The sequence below is a fragment of the Variovorax sp. CAN15 genome (assembly GCF_030462475.1).
Lineage (GTDB): Bacteria > Pseudomonadota > Gammaproteobacteria > Burkholderiales > Burkholderiaceae_C > Variovorax.
Genome location: NZ_JASMRZ010000103.1, coordinates 1 through 16,104, shown reverse-complemented (window position 1 = coordinate 16,104; position 16,104 = coordinate 1). Strand labels below are relative to the sequence as shown.

Below are 16,104 nucleotides of genomic sequence, written 5' to 3'. Positions count from 1 at the left end.
GCGGCTCGGCGCCTTTGGCGGCGCTGATCGGCGGCGTGCTAACTACTACGTCAACATAGCGCTCGCCGCCATCCTGCGAGGCAGCAAGTAGGTCGACTCACTTCTCCTTCGCCAGGCCCAGCTTGTCGATGATCGCCTTCTCCCGCACCACCGTCTCCTGCGCGAACTTGGTGTAAGTCGCCGAGCTCATGTAGTTCGGCAGCATGTCGTAGCGGCCCAGCGAGGCTACGTAGCTCGGCTCCTCCATCGCCTGCTTGAAGGCGTCGTGCAGCTTCTTCACCACCTCGGGCGGCGTGCCCCTGGGCGCGCCGATGCCGAAGGGCGAGTTCTGCACCACGTCGTAGCCCAGTTCCTTCAGCGTGGGCGCGTCGGGGAACTTGGCCAGGCGCTTCTCGCCCCAGGTGTTGAGCACGCGCATCTTTGGACGCGACGCCGCCATATGCGTGATGGCGATGTGCGGCAGCGGCGTGCCGGCCCTGGAGCAAGGCGCGGTGGCCAGCCTCGACGCGCTCGCGGCGCAACAGGCGGCCAATGGACAGATCCCGAAGTACGTGGACCCGCAGGGCCGAGACGCCGATTTCTGGTACCTGGGCTGCATCGACGCCACGCTGTGGTGGCTGATCGGCGTGGACCATGTTCGCCGCCACGGGCAGGCCGGCCCGTCGCGCTGGGACAAGGAGGCGAGCCGCGCACTGCACTGGCTGCTGGCGCAGGAGCACCAGCACTTCCGCCTGCTGCAGCAGAACGAGGCCAGCGACTGGGCCGACATCATGCCGCGCTCAGGCTACGTGCTCTACACCAATGCGCTGTGGTACGAGGTCAAGCGCCGCTTCGCGCTCGATCACGCGGAGCAGACGCACTATCACTTCAACCACCTGTTCAATCCGTTCCAGCCCGACCTGCCCGAATATCACCGGGCGCGGCTGCTGCAGCACTACGCGCGCCGTGGCCGACGCGACCCGGGGCTGTATCTGAGTTTCGTGAACCTGGCCGTGGTCGGCGACGAGGGCGACGTGTTCGGCAATGTGCTGGCCATACAGAGCGGACTGGCCGATGGCGCGATGGCGCGCCGTATCGTCGACACCATCCGCCGGGCGCATGCCACCGACCCCTTGCCGGTGCGCGTGGTGCTGCATCCGCTCGCGCACCAGCACCCCCTGTGGAGGGCCTACATGGGCCGCCATCGCCAGAACATCGTGCACCAGTACCACAACGGCGGCATCTGGCCCTTCGTCGGCGGCTTCTGGGTGATGGCGCTCGCGAAGCTGGGCGAGCACGGCACGGCCTGGTCCGAACTTGCGAAGCTGGCGCACGCGAATGCGATGGACGACTGGCGTTTTACCGAGTGGTTCCACGGCCGCACGCTGGCGCCCATGGGCATGGCGGGGCAGAGCTGGAACGCGGCGACATTCCTGCTCGCGCTGCGCGCGCTCAAGGGCAACGGAGCCGCCTGGTAGCCGCGGACCGCGCACAAGGCCCGAGCCTCGTTCACCCCGCCGGCGCCTCGGCCGGCGGCATCACCTGTGCGCGATGGGACGGCAGGCTGCGTTCCAGCAAAAGATAAAGCGCCAGCCCGCCCGCCAGCGGCACCAGGTAGTACAGCGCCCGGTACGCCAGCACCGCCCCCATCAGCGCACCCTGCTTCACCGAGCCCGACAAGAGGGCGAGATACACCGCTTCCAGCACGCCGAGCCCGGCGGGGATCGGCGTTATCACGCCGACGATGGATGCCGCCATGAGCACGCTCAAAGTCGTGGCGTAGGGCACTTTCTGGCCCAGCAGCAGGTACATGGCCGTGCCCATCAACGCCCAGTTCGCGCTGGAGAGCGCCAGCTGCGCCACGGCGATGCGCCCTCCAGGCAGATGCACATGCCTGCCCCTGATCACCCACTCGCGCTTGCGCGAGACGGCGCATGCAACCACGTAGCCGATCGCCAGAAGGATCATCGCCACGCCGAGAGCGCGCAGCGCGCCCTCCCCGATGTGCGCCTGCCGGGGCGGCTCGATGATGCCGGCCGCGAAGAGCCCGCCGGCCAGCAGCCCATAGCCGAGCCAGTTGGTCGCGAGGCTCAGGCCCACGATCTGGGCGACCGTGGCCTCGTCGAGGCCCGCGCGTGCATAGAGGCGCGCACGCATCCCGATGCCGCCGACCAGCGAGCCCAGGTTGAGGTTGAACGCGTAGCTTGTGACGGCAATGGCCCAGGTCCGCGGCGCCGACAGCCGATGCCGCAGGTGGCGCCTGCCAATCAGGTCGAAACAGCCGTAGAGGGCGTGGCTCGCCGTGGCGAGCCCGAGCACGGCAAGCAGCAGCCAGGGCGAATACTTCCGAAGCGCCTGCAACGCGCCGGCCCAGTCGATCTTGTGTATGTGCGACAGAAGCAGGCCCAGGACGACGATGCCCAGCGCCGGCAGAGCCCACTTCCGGCAGCGCTGCCACCGCGTGAGGCCCGCGGCCGCGCCGGACGCAGCCGGAGAACGCAGGACGGCCGCCATCTCAGTCCGGATCGCGCTTGCCGCCGTCCGGCTCGGCTTTTTCAGGCGTCATATGCTCGGCTTCGCCCTTTTCGTGGAGCTTCTTGTTGGCCACGCCCTTCATGAGAGTTCCTCGCCCTCGACATCGCGGCCGTCGGTGGGGACGGACTCTTCCTGCGTCACTTCCGGTTCCTCGCGGGACGTCTGCTTGGGGTTATGCGTCATGTGGATGGCTCCTCGGGCTCTCTGGTCTTGACTTGATCTGGGTGATCTGCGAATGGGCCGAGTCTTCGCCTCCTCCGGCGTGCGTGCCGCCATCCGCGAACGACGACCGGTGCAGGACATTTGCCATACGCCGCGCATCGCGAATCGCGATGTCGGCATGCGCCGACATGGCCGCGCGCAGTCTGTCCTCAAGGCATGAGTGCCGTGCGATCTAGGCTCATGACCAGACGAAGAACCGGCGCGCTGCTCCTCGCCGCGCGCACTACGCCCGCAGGAATCCCGACCCAGTGACGACCGCCACACTCCCCACAAAGACAGTTCCCGCCGGCGTCCCCGGCGCCAGCGCAACGGCTGCCCCGTCGACGCCGCATCGGTGGAGTTTCATCCGCGCCGGCGGCCTCGACCAGGTGGTGTTCCGCAGCGGTGCGGACATCGCCCACATCGCCGAACTCGACCAGAAGCTCTGGGTCGCGCTGGCCTGCCCCACGCGCGGCATCGACTTCGATTCCCGCACGCTGGACCTCATAGATACCGATCGCGACGGCCGCGTGCGCCCGCCGGAAGTGATAGCGGCCTGCCAGTGGGCCTGCGAGCGGCTGCGCAGCGCCGATGCCCTGCTTGTGGGCGGCGGCACGCTGTCGCTCGACGATCTTGACGACAAGGGCGCGGCGGGCGCCGACCTTGCCAGGGAGGGCCGGCGCATCCTCGACCTGCTCGGCAAGAAGGACCTGGACACGCTGACACTCGCCGACATCTCCGATCGCAGCGAGTGGCTGGCGGCCATGCGCTTCAACGGCGACGGCGTCGTCACGCCCGAAACCGCTGCCACTGACGAAGCCCTGCGCGCGGCCATCGAGGAAGCGATGCGCACCCATGGCAGCACCCCCGACCGCCACGAGAAGAAGCCCGGTCTCGACCGCGCGCGCGCCGAAGCCTTCATGGCCGATGCGAAGGCCATGCGCGACTGGTACGCGAATGCACAAAGCAGCGACGAAGCGGTGCTGCCGCTGGCCGATCGCACGCTGGCCGCCACCGAAGCCCTTCGCGCGGTCGCGGCGAAGATCGACGACTTCTTCGCGCGCTGCCGTGTCGCGGCCTATGACGTTCAGGCAGTGGCGGCGTTGAATCCTTCGCCCGAGGCCTACGACGCGCTGTCGGGCCACACGCTCGAAGTGGGCGCGCAACCCATCGCCGAATTGCCGCTTGCCCCGGTCACGCCCAGCCGTTCGCTGCCCCTGCGCGGCACGAGCCTGAACCCCGCCTGGGCCGATGCGATGGCCCTGTTCGCGCGCGACACCGTGGCGCCGCTGCTCGGCGAGCTCGACGCGCTGGAAGAGGAGCAATGGCAGTCGCTGCGCCGCCGGCTCGGGCCCTGCGAGGCGTGGGTCGCGGCACGGCCGGCCAACGCGCTGGCCGGCCTGTCGCGGGAGCGCATTGACGAACTGCTCGCGACGCACGAGGCCCTCTTCGCGCTCATTGCCGAAGACGAGGCAGCGGAGCATCACAACAAACTGCTGGTCGACCTGGAGAAGCTGTTGCGCCTGCAACGCGACCTGCTGGTGCTGCTGCACAACTTCGTGTCGTTCAAGGCCTTCTACTGGCGCGAGGGCGCCATCTTCCAGGCCGGCAAACTCTACCTGGACGGGCGCAGCTGCGAACTCACGGTGCAGGTGCAGGACACCGCCCGGCACGCGACGCTGGCCGGGCTGGCCAAGACCTGCCTCGCGTACTGCGACTGCACGCGCCAGGGGCAGAAGATGAGCATCGTGGCCGCCTTCACGGCCGGCGACGTCGACTTTCTGTTCGTCGGACGCAACGGCGTGTTCTACGACCGCGAGGGCCGCGACTGGGACGCCACCATCACCAAGCTGATCGAGAACCCCACCAGCGTCGCTCAGGCCTTCTTCGCGCCGTACAAGAAGTTCGTGCGCATGATCGAGGAGCAGGTGGCGAAGCGGGCTGCCGCGAGCGAGGCCGGATCGCAGGTCGCGCTGCAGTCGCTGGCTGGACGGGTCGCCACGGCGGACCGTACGGCAGGAGCGGACGCTGCCCCGAAGCCCCCCGCCAAGCCGGGCGTGCCGCCGGCCGGCAGCCGCATCGACGTGGGCACCGTGGCCGCGATCGGCGTGGCGCTGGGCAGCATCAGCGCGGTGCTGGTCGGCATCTTCGGCAAGTTCATCGACCTGGGGCAGTGGATACCGGTGGCGCTCGCCGGCATCGTGATCGCGATCTCGGGGCCCAGCATGCTGATCGCCTGGTTGAAGCTGCGCCAGCGCAGCCTGGGGCCCATCCTGGACGCGAGCGGATGGGCCATCAACGGCCGCATGAAGGTGAGCGTGCGGCTCGGCGGCATGCTCTCGCAGACGGCACACGTGCCGCCGGGGGCAAAGCGCATCGCGCCCGACCCGTACCGCGAACGGCACGGACTTGCGGGTGCGGTGGCTGCGGCCTGCATCGTCGGCGCGGTCGTGCTGCTGGCCTGGCGCATGGACTGGCTCGACGGCCGCCTGCCGCCGCGGCTGCAGCACGATCCGGCGGCGGCTTCTGCACCGGGCGCCTGAGCGGAGGGCGCCGCGCGGGAGTGCCGTCCCGCGTCAGGGGCTGTTGGTTCTTTACACCCTGCCGATCGACCAGTAGTGGACCAAAGCATTCACATTCATACTGCCGAGCAGGACAATTGCAAACAGATCGCAACTGGCGGCTTGCACCGTCGAATCCTCCTTGAACCGCAGTTTCGGGAATATGGCTCGCTCCATGGAACATCGGCTGGACTGGACCCTTGCCGCATGCGCCCGGATTCTCCGGCCGGTGGTCAGGCTCGCGCTCGCCATGGGGGTCAAGCATCCGCACCTTGAAGAACTGCTGCGCGACCTGCTGATAGAGGAGGCCCAGCGCAGCTGGCGCAACCAGGGCGTGCCGAATCCGAACCTGAGCCAGCTTTCGGTGACGACCGGCCTCAACCGCAAGGCCGTGACGGCCAAGGTCAGGGCAACCACCGATCCCCTGCCCCACACCGAACTGTCGGCAGCAGCCAAGACATTCACGTTGTGGTTGCAGATGCTTACTAAAGACAACACCTACCGGCGCTTGCCCATCACGGCGGGCCACGACGCGCCCTCCTTCGAGGCCGTAGCGCGCCTGAGCAGCCGCGGCAATGTGCATCACCGCACCATCCTCGACGAACTGGTGCGGCTGAACATGGTGAGCGAAGACGAGGATCAGGGCGTGGTCGAGCTCACGACGGACGGTTTCGTGCCGGTGGAAGACCTGCAGTCGATGCTGGCCTTCCTGGGCGACAACGGCCGGGACCACCTGCTGGCCGCCGTCGCCAACACACTGGGCGAAGAGCCCAGGATGCTCGAGCGCGCGGTGTACGCGCGCGGGCTCACGCTTGCGGAATGCGAGCAGATCCAGCGCCTCGTGCGCGAGCGCTGGACGGCGCTGCATCACGAACTGGCGCAGGAGATGTCGCGGGCAGTCGACGAGGCCCCTGGCGGCGCGAAGGGACGCATCCGGGTCGGCATCTACACCTATTACGAAGACGAGCGAGCCGAGCGCGCGCCAGCGCCCCCGCCCCTGCCCCTGCCCCCATCAGAAGAAAGAGAGCCCAAGCCATGAGCACGATGAAGACACCTCGCAGGCTCCTGCCCGGACTCTTGTCCGCCTGCTTCATGGCGCTGCTGCTTTCGTGCGGCGGGGGCGGAGGCGGCGGAAGCAGTGGCGGCTCCGTCGTGGGCCTCGGGACCGGCACGGGCGGCACGCCCGCGGCGACGGGCACCGGGGGCGATTCCACCGGGACGGGAGCCGGGACCGGAACGGGCTCCGCAACAGGCACGGGAGGAGCCGGAACCGGCGCCACGGGGGATTCCGGCGGGGCGGGCGGCACAGGCGGCACGGGTGGCGACGCCAACGGAGGCACGAGCACAGCCGGCAACAGCAACACCGACGGCTCCGGCGTGGGGTCCGGCGGCACTGGGGTAACCGCGGATGCCGCGGGCATCGGCGCGGCGGACGGCCTGGGCAGCATCATCCTCAACGGGCTGCGCTACGACACCGACAGCGCCACCTTCACGATCGAAGACGCAACCGAGCTGCAGATCGGCATGAGCGCGCGCGTCGCGGGCAAGGTCGACGCCAACTTCACCAGCGGCATTGCCAACCAGGTCGTGTCGGCGGCCGAGCTGCGGGGAACAGTCTCGAACATCGACATCCCGGGCGGCACCTTCGTCTTGATGGGCATCAGCGTCAGCATCGACTCGGCCACGGTCTGGGGTGACGCGAACGGCCTTGCGGACGTCAAGGCGGGCAACACCGTCCAGGTCTGGGGGCTGCCGGGCGCGCCGGGCACCCTTCGGGCTACACGCATCCAGATCTCGCCGACCCTGACCGATCCGCTGGCTACGGGCGCGGTGCAAAGCCTCGACAAGGTGCACAAGACCTTCATGCTTGGCCAACTGACGGTGAACTACAGCCCAGCCGTCTTCACTGGGCTGGATGAATCGTCGCTCGCCAATGGCGTCGTCGTGCGAGCCCGGGGCACCACGGCGCCGGTCGGCGGGGTGCTCACCGCCACCAAGGTGCAGGGGTGGTATGCCATTCCGATGGCCGATGGCGTGGCGGTTCAGCTCGCGGGCGTCATCACCGACTTCGTCTCGCGCGGCTCGTTCAAGGTGCTGGGCACGCCGGTCGATGCGACCACCGCGCAGATCACCGGCGGCCCCGTGGGCTCGCTCGGAAACGGCGTGAAGGTCGAAGTCGACGGCTTCATGTCGGGCGGCGTGCTGGTGGTGAAGAAGCTGCGTATCCGCAACGTGCCGGGCACGGGCGGGCCGGCCTCTTTCACCCTGATCGGCGCCATCGGCGGGTTCAATTCCTCCTCCGATTTCAGGGTGCGCGGTCAGCCGGTGGACGCCAGCGGTGCGGTGTTCGAGAACGGGACCGTCTCCGACCTGCGCAACGGCCGGAAGGTGACGGTCGTGGGCGACCGGGTGGTCGACGGCGTGCTGATCGCTCAGCACGTGGCCTTCTCGCCCTGAACCCGAGAAATCCTTCACGAAACAATTTCTCGACAAGGTCGAGCGGCGGGAGTACAACTAAATGACTAAAGTGAAAAAATCACATTTAAAGCGCTCATGTCCCTGCGGCCCCTTGACGATCGGAAATTGTGTGCCTGCGGCGTTCTGCCCGCGGTAACGCTGTTACACGTCCTGAGGCGGCATCCGGGATCAGCGCTGCGATGCGGGCATCCACCCGCAGCTCTTTCCCATTGCTCGATGTGCACCAACGACGGTGCAGACGGGAGCATGTATGCCGCTCACACTCCTCCTCCGGCTTCTGCACGAGAAGTTTCCAGTCACGCTCACGGCTGAACCCGACATCAGGCACGCCTCGGTCCTGATGGCCACAGGGCTTGTCGAAGCCGAGTTCCACCTGGACCACTTCGGATATCAGCAGTACGAGAGCGCGGTGGTGTTCGACATCACTGAAGAGGGGCATGCGGAAATCTCCAGCCTGAACGCCGGCGGGGACGCAATCGCGCTCGAGGACCAGAAGTGGCCGGTGATGCCGCTGGACTACCTGCGCAAGATCGGCAATTCGGTCTTCCCGCTGCGCATCGACGATCCGGCGGAGATCAATTCGGTGGCGGTGCTGAACGCGGCGGGCATGGTGGAAGCCACCCTGCCGCCGCCTTGCCGGACCAGGCAGAGTCCGCAGAAGTTCAAGCAGGCTGTCGTCCTGCGGGTCACTCCGCTGGGGCGGACCGCACTGGTCGAACGGCGGGCTTGAGGACTCGGCCCCGGCTTCGCCGTCCGCACTGGACGGGTACCCGCAAATGGCACACCTCCCGGCGGCAGGCCTGTTCGCCCTCCCCGACAGCCGACTTGAAACACCCGGCCCGGACACGGTTGCAACCAAACGCAACAAAAGTCACAAACTGGCGATACACCTCCGGCACCATTGTTTTTGACTACCAAAGTAGTAATGTGAAACCTTCACATACATCCCTTTCAGGTGCGAGGAGTGAATTCCAAAATGACACCACGTCGCTTCGCCAGCAACCACCCTCTTGCGCCCCGCATCGCGTGACGCACCCTTTTGCCCGGAATCGTTCTCCATGCTGGCCCACACGACCGCCGCCCCCGACGCCGACACTGGCGTCGCCGCGGATGCGCTCATGGTCTCGCGCATGCGGCTGGTGCTCTCGGTCTCGGCGCTGCTGGCCGTGGTGGTCGATGCCGGGGACAATCGGAATCACGTCCACGGCGCCGTCTGGCTGGCCTTCTGCGGCTACGTCCTGCACAGCCTGCTCGTGTATGCGTGCACGCGAATGGGCCGCCCCTACTTCCAGGGCAAGGTCATCCACTGGTCCGATGTGCTGTGGTTCACGCTCATCATCTTCGTGACCGACGGCGTACAGAGTCTCTTCTTCCTTTTCTACTTCTTCGCGATCCTCACCTCCGCCTTCCGCTGGGGCTTCGAGGAAGGCGCGCGGGTGACCGTGGCGTCGGTCGCGTCCTTCGCCGCCTGCTGCCTCGCCACCAGTACCGGCAACGACGCGCCCCAGTTGCTGATGCGCAGCACCTTCCTGCTGGCGCTAGGCCACATGATCGTGCACTGGGGAGGCTCCAAGCTGGGCCTGCAGCGCCGCCTGGCCCTGCTGGGCGACGTCAGCCAGCTCTCCAATCCGCGCTTCGGCGCCGGCCGCACCATTGCCCGCACGATGGAGAAGACGCTGGCCTTCTTCCGCGCCAGCCACTGCATCCTGCTGACGCGCGACACCGCCACCGGCAACTGGGTCCTGCGCACGCTGCGCAAGAACGACGCCTGCGAGCACGTCAGCGTCGAGACCATTGGTCGCATCGCCGAATCCCCGCTCATGGCGCTGCCGGCCGGCCTGACAGTGCTCAGCAATCGCCTGCCCTGGCCCCTGGAGCGGCTGTATGCACAGAGCCATGTCTTCGAGGCCGGCACGGCGGGCGGCTGGCGCGTCGACGACGAGGAAGGCGCCCAGCGCTGCGAAGCCGTCACGGCCATGCTGGAAGCCCGCGCCTTCATCAGCGCCCCGCTGCCGATGCGGCTGGGCGAAGGCCGCGTCTTCGTGTCCTCGCGCGACGGGCTGTTCAACAAGTCCGACGCGCTCTTCCTTGCACACCTCATGGAACAGATCTTCCCGATCATCGAAACCATAGAGGTGCTCGACCGCATGGCCTCCGAAGCCGCCACGGCAGAGCGTCTGAAGTTCGCGCTCGACCTGCACGACACAGCCGTGCAGCCCTACATCGGCCTGCGCATGGGCCTGTGCGCCCTGCGCAAGAAGGCGGCCGCGGACAACCCGCTGAGCGACGACCTGGAAAAGCTCGCCGACGTCGCCGACGGCGTCATCGCGGACCTGCGCCGCTATGCCGGCGAAGTCAGGCAGGGCGCCAACAGCTCCAGCGGCCTGGTGCTTCCCCAGTTGCACCGCCAGGCCGCGCGCATCAAGGGCCTCTACGGCATCGACATCGCCGTCGCCATCGACGGCCCGCTCCAGCTGGACGACCGGATGACAGCGGAGGTGCTTCAACTGGTCGGCGAAGGCCTCAACAACATCTGCAAGCACACACAGGCGCGCCACGGCAGCGTGAGCCTCGCATGCCGCAACGGCCGGCTGCACGTGCGCATCGAGAACGAAGCCGGCGAAGAGAGCTTCACCCGGTTCAGGCCCCGCTCCATCAGCGAGCGTGCGGCCGCCCTCGGCGGAATTGCACAAGTCCGCCGGTGCGAGAGCGGCGGCACCGCCGTGCTCGTCGAAATCCCGATCTGAGCGGGACAGATTCGAGCCCGACCGAAGCCAGCCGCAGCCACAGCGTCCCAGCGACAAGCCAGAGCAAGCCAAGGAGCCCGCCATGCAACCAGCCACCCATCCCATCAGCGTCTTGCTCGTGGACGACCACCAGACCATGCTGTGGGGCCTGTCCAGGCTGATCGACGGGGAGCACCCGCGCATGAAGGTGGTCGGCACGGCCTGTTGCTGCGAAGACGCCGTGGCGACCTCGGAGAGCCTTGCGCCCGACGTCATCGTGCTCGACCTGGACCTCGACGGCCATTGCTCCCTCGACATCCTTCCGAAGCTGCTGTCGAACGAGGTCTCGCGCGTCATGGTCCTGACCGCGGAACGCGAGCAGCGCACCCTCGATCTCGCGGTGCTGCACGGTGCACGCGGCGTGATGCGCAAGGACGCGCCGGCGCAGCAGGTGATCGATGCCATCGAGCGCGTGCACAACGGCGAGCTCTGCATCGACGCTCAATCCATCGGCCGCGTCTTCTACGAACTGACTTCCGTGAAGAAGCCGCAGCCCAAGGCCGATCCGGAAGCCGCCCGGCAGGCCAGCCTGACGACCAAGGAGCGGGAGATCATCCACACGGTCGTCGAGGGCAGCGGGGCCTCGAACAAGGCCCTGGCCGCGAAGCTCTTCGTCACCGAGCACACGCTGCGCAACCACCTCACCTCGATCTACCAGAAGCTCGGCGTGAGCAACCGCCTCGAGCTGTACATCTACGCGGTCAAGCACCAGCTCGACGCCGCCTCGCACTGAATCCGGCAGGCAAGCCAAAAGCCCCGCGGGCCGGATGCCGGCACGCGGGGCTTCTCGTCGAAAGGCGAGCGCGCTCAGGTTCCGCTGAGCATCGGCATGATCATCCGGATGATGCGGATCACCGCCGGCGTCAGGATCACCAGCGAGATGCACGGAAAGATGCAAAGCACGAGCGGCAGCAGCATCTTGGTAGGCACCTTGGCCGCCTGCTCCTCGGCGCGCACGTGCCGCTTGTGGCGCAGGTCCTCGGAGAAAACGCGCAGCGATTCGCCGATGCTGGTGCCGAAGCGGTCGGCCTGCGTCAGCATGGTCGCGAAGGTTCCGATCTCCTCCACGCCCGTGCGCAGCGCCAGGTTGCGCAGCGACTTCTCGCGCGTGGCGCCCGCACGCATCTCGAGGTTGGTCCAGTGCAGCTCCTGTGCGAGCGCCGCGCTCTTGACCTGGATCTCGTCGGTGACCTTGGCCAGCCCTGCGTCCAGGCCGAGCCCGGCCTCCACGCACACGAGCATCAGGTCGGCCGCATCGGGAAAGTTTTCGAAGATCTCGCGGCGGCGCGAGCGGACCATCAGCCGCAGCACCAGGTTCGGCAGGTAGCAGCCCGCGAGCGCCGCCACGGCGAGCCAAAGCAGCATCACCGTGCTGTCTTCCGCCCACCCGGCCGCCCGCAAGCCGACGTAGGTCAGCGCTGCCAGGCCCAGCGGCAGCAACGTCTTCATGCCGAAGTACACGAGGTAGGCGTCCGGATAGCGGATGCCCGCGTTCAGGAAGCGCACGCGCAGCGGCGACAGCGCCGCGTCGCTGGTGGGTGAAGAAAGCTGCGCGAAGGGCCCGACGATCTTCACGGCGGTCTCGGTCCACGCCGACTTGCCGGACGGCATCGCCACCGCCTGCAGGCGCTGCTCGGTGCGCGTGGGTGAAAACCACGCGGCCAGCCCGATGATCGCCATCGACACGGCCAGGAAGACGAGGATGGGAAACAGCATGGTCATGGTTCTTCTCCTTCAGACGCGGATCTTCACGATCTGGCGCAACAGCACGATGCCCACGAGCATCACCACCAGCATGTACTTGAGCACCGACTGTCCGATCGGATCGGTCCACAGCGGCGCCATGAATTCGGGGTTGAACACGTTCATGAGCGCCGCGAGCGCGAACGGCATCAGCCCGAGAATCCAGGCCGAAAGCCGCCCCTCGGAAGACAGCACCCGCACCCGCGCCAGCAGCTTGAGCCGCTCGCGGATCAGACGGCTCAGGTTGCCCAGCACCTCCGTCAGGTTGCCGCCCGAATCGCGCTGGATCAGCACCGAAACCACGAAGTAGCGCAGGTCGGTCAGCGGGACCCGCTCGCTGAGGTTGGTCAGGGCCTGCTGCAGCGAGACGCCGAAGTTCACCTCGTCGGCGACCATGCGGAACTCGCTGGCGATCGGCTCGGCCATTTCGTCCCCGATCATCTGCACGCCGCTGGCAAAGGAGTGCCCCGCGCGCAGGGCTCGCGTGACGAGGTCCAGCGCCTCGGGAAGCTGCTTTTCCATGCGGGCCAGCCGACGGCTGCGCTGGCGCTGCAGGTAGAGCAGCGGCAGTACCGCCAGGCAGCCTCCCGCCACCAGTCCTACCAGGAGCGACTGCCGCGCCATCACCATCGCGGCAAAGAAGCCGAGTACGCCCAGCACGCAGGAAACCAGCAGGAAGCTGGAGACCGTCCACTCCAGCCCTGCCTGCAGGATGAAGCGATCCAGCCGGTGCGCCCTTGGCAGCGTCAGCAGCAGGCGCTGCATCCACGGCACCTCGCTGAGCATGCGCTCCTTGGCCAGGTGGGCCTGCGGCGTGCGGTCGGCCGCGGCGGAGAACGCCTGCAGCCGCCTCTCGATCTTTCGCGCCTCGGGCCCCTTGTAGGAGCGCCACAGCATGTAGAGCCCCTCCAGCATGAGCAGCACGGTCACGAACACCAGCACGGTGACGGTGATGAGGGTGTTTCCCCCCAGGTTGTTGAGCATGGCGGCCTCCTGTTTGCTCTATGGATGTCTATTCGTAGTGCCTGTCGGGGGCGAACATCGTGTCCGGCAGTTCCACGCCGTAGGCATGCAGCCGCTCCGCGAACTTCGGCCTCACGCCCGTCGCATGGAAATACCCGCGCACCTGGCCGTCGGGCCCCATGCCGGTCTGGTGGAAGCTGAAGATCTCCTGCATCGTGACCACCTCGCCTTCCATGCCGGTGATCTCCTGGATGCTCGTGACCTTGCGGCGCCCGTCCACCAGCCGCAGCACCTGCACGACCACCGTGATGGCCGACGCGATCTGCTGGCGCACCGTGCGGTGCGGCAGGTTCAGGTTGGCCATGCCGATCATGTTCTCCAGCCGCGCCAGCGCGTCGCGCGGCGTGTTGGCGTGGATGGTGGTGAGCGAGCCCTCGTGGCCGGTGTTCATGGCCTGCAGCATGTCGACCGCCTCGGCGCCGCGCACCTCGCCGATCACGATGCGGTCGGGCCGCATGCGCAGCGCGTTGCGCACCAGCGCGCGCTGCGTGATCTCGCCCTTGCCCTCGATGTTCATCGGCCGCGTCTCCATGCGCGCCACGTGCGGCTGCTGCAGCTGGAGCTCGGCGGCGTCCTCGATGGTGATGATGCGTTCGGTCGGCGGAATGAAGCCCGAGAGGATGTTCAGCAGCGTCGTCTTGCCGGCACCCGTGCCGCCCGAGATCAGCATGTTGACCTTCGCCTGCGCCAGCCCCTCGAGCATCTGCGCCATCTGAGGCGTCAGCGTCTTCAGGTCGTTCACCAGGTTCTCCATGCGCAGCGGAATCTTCGCGAAGCGCCGGATCGACATCATCGGCCCGTCCAGCGCCACCGGCGCGATCACCGCGTTGACCCGCGAGCCGTCGGGCAGCCGCGCATCGACCATCGGGCTCGACTCGTCGATGCGCCGGCCCACCAGCGAGACGATCTTGTCGATGATGCGCAGCAGGTGCTTCTCGTCGGTGAAGCTGACGTTGGTCAGCTCCAGGCGCCCCCGGCGCTCCACGTAGATCTTCTCGTGCGAGTTGACCAGGATGTCGGAGACCGACGGGTCGGCCATCAGCAGCTCGATGGGTCCGAAGCCCAGCATCTCGTGCTGGATGTCGCGGATCAGCGTGCGCCGCTCGATGTCGTTGAGCGCCTCGGGCTCCTCCTGCAGCAGCCGCGTGGTCATGGTCGAGATTTCCTGGCGCAGCACGTCGGGCTTGAGGGTTTCGAGTGCCGCGAGGTCGAAGCGCTCCAGCAGCTTCAGGTGCATGCGCTCCTTCAGCAGCTTGTAGGCATCCGAGGCGAAGGGCGACACCGCCTGCTCGGCAGCCTGCCCCGCCGGCCGCGCGACAGTGGCTGTGCTGGTTTCGACGGCATTGAGCTGTTCTCTGAATGACATGGGGACCTGCCTTGCTGTTGAAGATTGAAAAGGCCGCTTGCTGCCGCTCGTGGCCGCTCACGCGCGGCGGAAGAGCCGCCCGATGAAGCCCGGCTCCGCCTCCTGCCGGGGGCTGAGCGTGTGCGCGATCTCGGCGAGCTTCCTGGCGAGCGCGCTGCCGCGCGACATCTCGGCCAGCGGCACGCCGCGGTTGATGGATGCCTCCACGTCCTTGCCGCCATCGGGCACCACCGTGAGCGTTGCGCCCACCAGCGAGCGGCGCATGTCCGACAGGCCGATCTCCCCGCCCCCGGCGCTGCGGTTCACCAGCAGTTCGACCTTGCCGGGCGGATAGCCCAGCGACTTGAAGACATGCATCAGCCGCGTCACGTTGCGGATGTGCGGCAGGCTGGGCTGGAGAACCGGGAAGATGCGGTCGGCGCGGTCCAGCACGCGAATGGAGAGCGTGTCGATGCGCGGCCCCAGGTCGAACAGCACGAAGTCGTACATGCCCAGCGCGACCTGCAGGATCGCGTCGATGTGCTCCGCCTTCACGTCCATCGCGCGCGAAATGTCCTCGGGCGCGGGAAGGATGCTGAAGTTCGGCGACACCTTCGACACGCTCGCGGCAAGCAGCGAGGCGTCCAGCCGGCCGATGTCACGGGCCACGTCCGCCATCGTCGAGGTGGGCCGCAGGTCGCTCACGTACGACAGCGCATCGCCGAACTGCAGGTTCAGGTCCACCAGCAGCACCGAGCGCTCCTTGGAGAGCTGGTGCGCGATGTTCGTCGCCAGGAAGGTCGATCCGCTGCCGCCCTTGCAGGGCATGAAGGCCACGACCTGTCCCGGTGCACGTGCCTGCTTGCCGGCCATCTTCTGGGCAATGCGCTCCACGGCGGCCTCCAGCGCGGCGGAGTCGGCCGGCGAAGGCAGCACCTCGCGCACGCCCGCGCGCATCGCGTGGATCAGGAATTCCGGCGTCTGCATCGCGCAAAGCAGCACCACCGATATCGCCGGGTGCTCCAGCGTGAGCTTCTCCACCAGGCTGAGTTCCTGCGGGTCGCAGCACATGCCGTCGACCAGCAGCAGTTCCGGCGCCGTCTTCTCGACGACCCATTGCATCCGGCTCTTGCCGCCTTCGAACAGCGATACGGTATGCGAGCGCGCCTCCAGCACCTTGCGCATGTCCTGCAGGTGGCTGGCGTTGGGGGAAATGATGGAGATCTTCATGGTCGTGCCCGTTGCGTTGAATGGCTAGGAACAGATGGCTGCGCTGTTCGGGTCCTTGCGCATCACCTCGCGCGGCAGGTAGGTGGAGAAGCCCGGCATCGGAATCAGCGGTGCGGCGGCGCCGGCGATCGGCGAAATCCACTGGTAATTGAGCCCGGTGATGCTCACCGTCACGCCCTGGCAGGTCGCGGCCGTGCAGCCCGAGGGCAGCCACGCCACCGAC

The 16,104-nt window shown here is 67.5% G+C and carries 12 protein-coding genes and 2 pseudogenes; 7 read left to right on the top strand and 7 right to left on the bottom strand.

Annotation, left to right across the window (positions count from 1 at the left end; all coding sequences use genetic code 11):
- Positions 1-97: 97 nt before the first annotated feature.
- Positions 98-421: pseudogene (locus QMO14_RS30455) on the bottom strand (tripartite tricarboxylate transporter substrate-binding protein); the annotation flags it as partial.
- 25 nt (positions 422-446) lie between these two features.
- Between QMO14_RS30455 and QMO14_RS30450 the strand changes: the two are divergent.
- The gene (locus QMO14_RS30450; RefSeq protein ID WP_301511765.1) at positions 447-1,457 is read left to right on the top strand and encodes a glycoside hydrolase 100 family protein; all 1,011 of its coding nucleotides are present in this window, start codon (positions 447-449) and stop codon (positions 1,455-1,457) included.
- A 31-nt stretch (positions 1,458-1,488) separates the two neighbouring features.
- Here QMO14_RS30450 and QMO14_RS30445 read toward each other — a convergent pair whose 3' ends face one another.
- The gene (locus QMO14_RS30445; protein WP_301511763.1) at positions 1,489-2,493 is read right to left on the bottom strand and encodes a lysylphosphatidylglycerol synthase domain-containing protein; all 1,005 of its coding nucleotides are present in this window, start codon (positions 2,491-2,493) and stop codon (positions 1,489-1,491) included.
- A 491-nt stretch (positions 2,494-2,984) separates the two neighbouring features.
- Between QMO14_RS30445 and QMO14_RS30440 the strand changes: the two genes are divergently transcribed.
- The 6 genes from QMO14_RS30440 to QMO14_RS30415 all read left to right on the top strand — a co-directional run bounded on the left by QMO14_RS30440 (position 2,985) and on the right by QMO14_RS30415 (position 11,273).
- The gene (locus tag QMO14_RS30440) at positions 2,985-5,258 is read left to right on the top strand and encodes a hypothetical protein (protein WP_301511761.1); all 2,274 of its coding nucleotides are present in this window, start codon (positions 2,985-2,987) and stop codon (positions 5,256-5,258) included.
- 193 nt (positions 5,259-5,451) lie between these two features.
- Positions 5,452-6,315 carry a DUF6502 family protein gene (locus QMO14_RS30435; RefSeq protein ID WP_301511759.1) on the top strand — a complete coding sequence of 288 codons (864 nt, stop codon included), beginning with the start codon at positions 5,452-5,454 and terminating at the stop codon, positions 6,313-6,315.
- Positions 6,312-7,733: a DUF5666 domain-containing protein gene (locus QMO14_RS30430; protein WP_301511757.1), complete on the top strand. Its 1,422-nt coding sequence runs from the start codon at positions 6,312-6,314 to the stop codon at positions 7,731-7,733. The genes QMO14_RS30435 and QMO14_RS30430 overlap by 4 nt, the downstream gene beginning before the upstream one ends.
- Before the next feature lie 271 nt (positions 7,734-8,004).
- Positions 8,005-8,484, top strand: coding sequence for a hypothetical protein (locus QMO14_RS30425; RefSeq protein WP_301511755.1), 480 nt, complete (start codon positions 8,005-8,007; stop codon positions 8,482-8,484).
- A 328-nt stretch (positions 8,485-8,812) separates the two neighbouring features.
- Complete coding sequence (locus QMO14_RS30420; RefSeq protein WP_301511753.1) at positions 8,813-10,501, top strand: sensor histidine kinase; 1,689 nt, start codon at positions 8,813-8,815, stop codon at positions 10,499-10,501.
- A gap of 82 nt (positions 10,502-10,583) precedes the next feature.
- Positions 10,584-11,273, top strand: coding sequence for a response regulator transcription factor (locus tag QMO14_RS30415; RefSeq protein WP_301511751.1), 690 nt, complete (start codon positions 10,584-10,586; stop codon positions 11,271-11,273).
- Between the two features lie 74 nt (positions 11,274-11,347).
- Here QMO14_RS30415 and QMO14_RS30410 read toward each other — a convergent pair whose 3' ends face one another.
- The 5 genes and pseudogenes from QMO14_RS30410 to QMO14_RS30390 all read right to left on the bottom strand — a co-directional run.
- Positions 11,348-12,262: a type II secretion system F family protein gene (locus tag QMO14_RS30410; RefSeq protein WP_301511750.1), complete on the bottom strand. Its 915-nt coding sequence runs from the start codon at positions 12,260-12,262 to the stop codon at positions 11,348-11,350.
- A 12-nt stretch (positions 12,263-12,274) separates the two neighbouring features.
- Positions 12,275-13,267 (bottom strand): type II secretion system F family protein, encoded by a 993-nt coding sequence (locus QMO14_RS30405; RefSeq protein ID WP_301511748.1) that lies wholly within the window; start codon positions 13,265-13,267, stop codon positions 12,275-12,277.
- 28 nt (positions 13,268-13,295) lie between these two features.
- Positions 13,296-14,672 (bottom strand): CpaF family protein, encoded by a 1,377-nt coding sequence (locus QMO14_RS30400; protein WP_301511746.1) that lies wholly within the window; start codon positions 14,670-14,672, stop codon positions 13,296-13,298.
- Positions 14,673-14,729: 57 nt separating this feature from the next.
- Entirely contained in the window at positions 14,730-15,881 is a 1,152-nt protein-coding gene (locus QMO14_RS30395; RefSeq protein ID WP_301511745.1) for an AAA family ATPase, read from the bottom strand.
- Between the two features lie 24 nt (positions 15,882-15,905).
- Positions 15,906-16,104: pseudogene (locus QMO14_RS30390) on the bottom strand (pilus assembly protein); the annotation flags it as partial.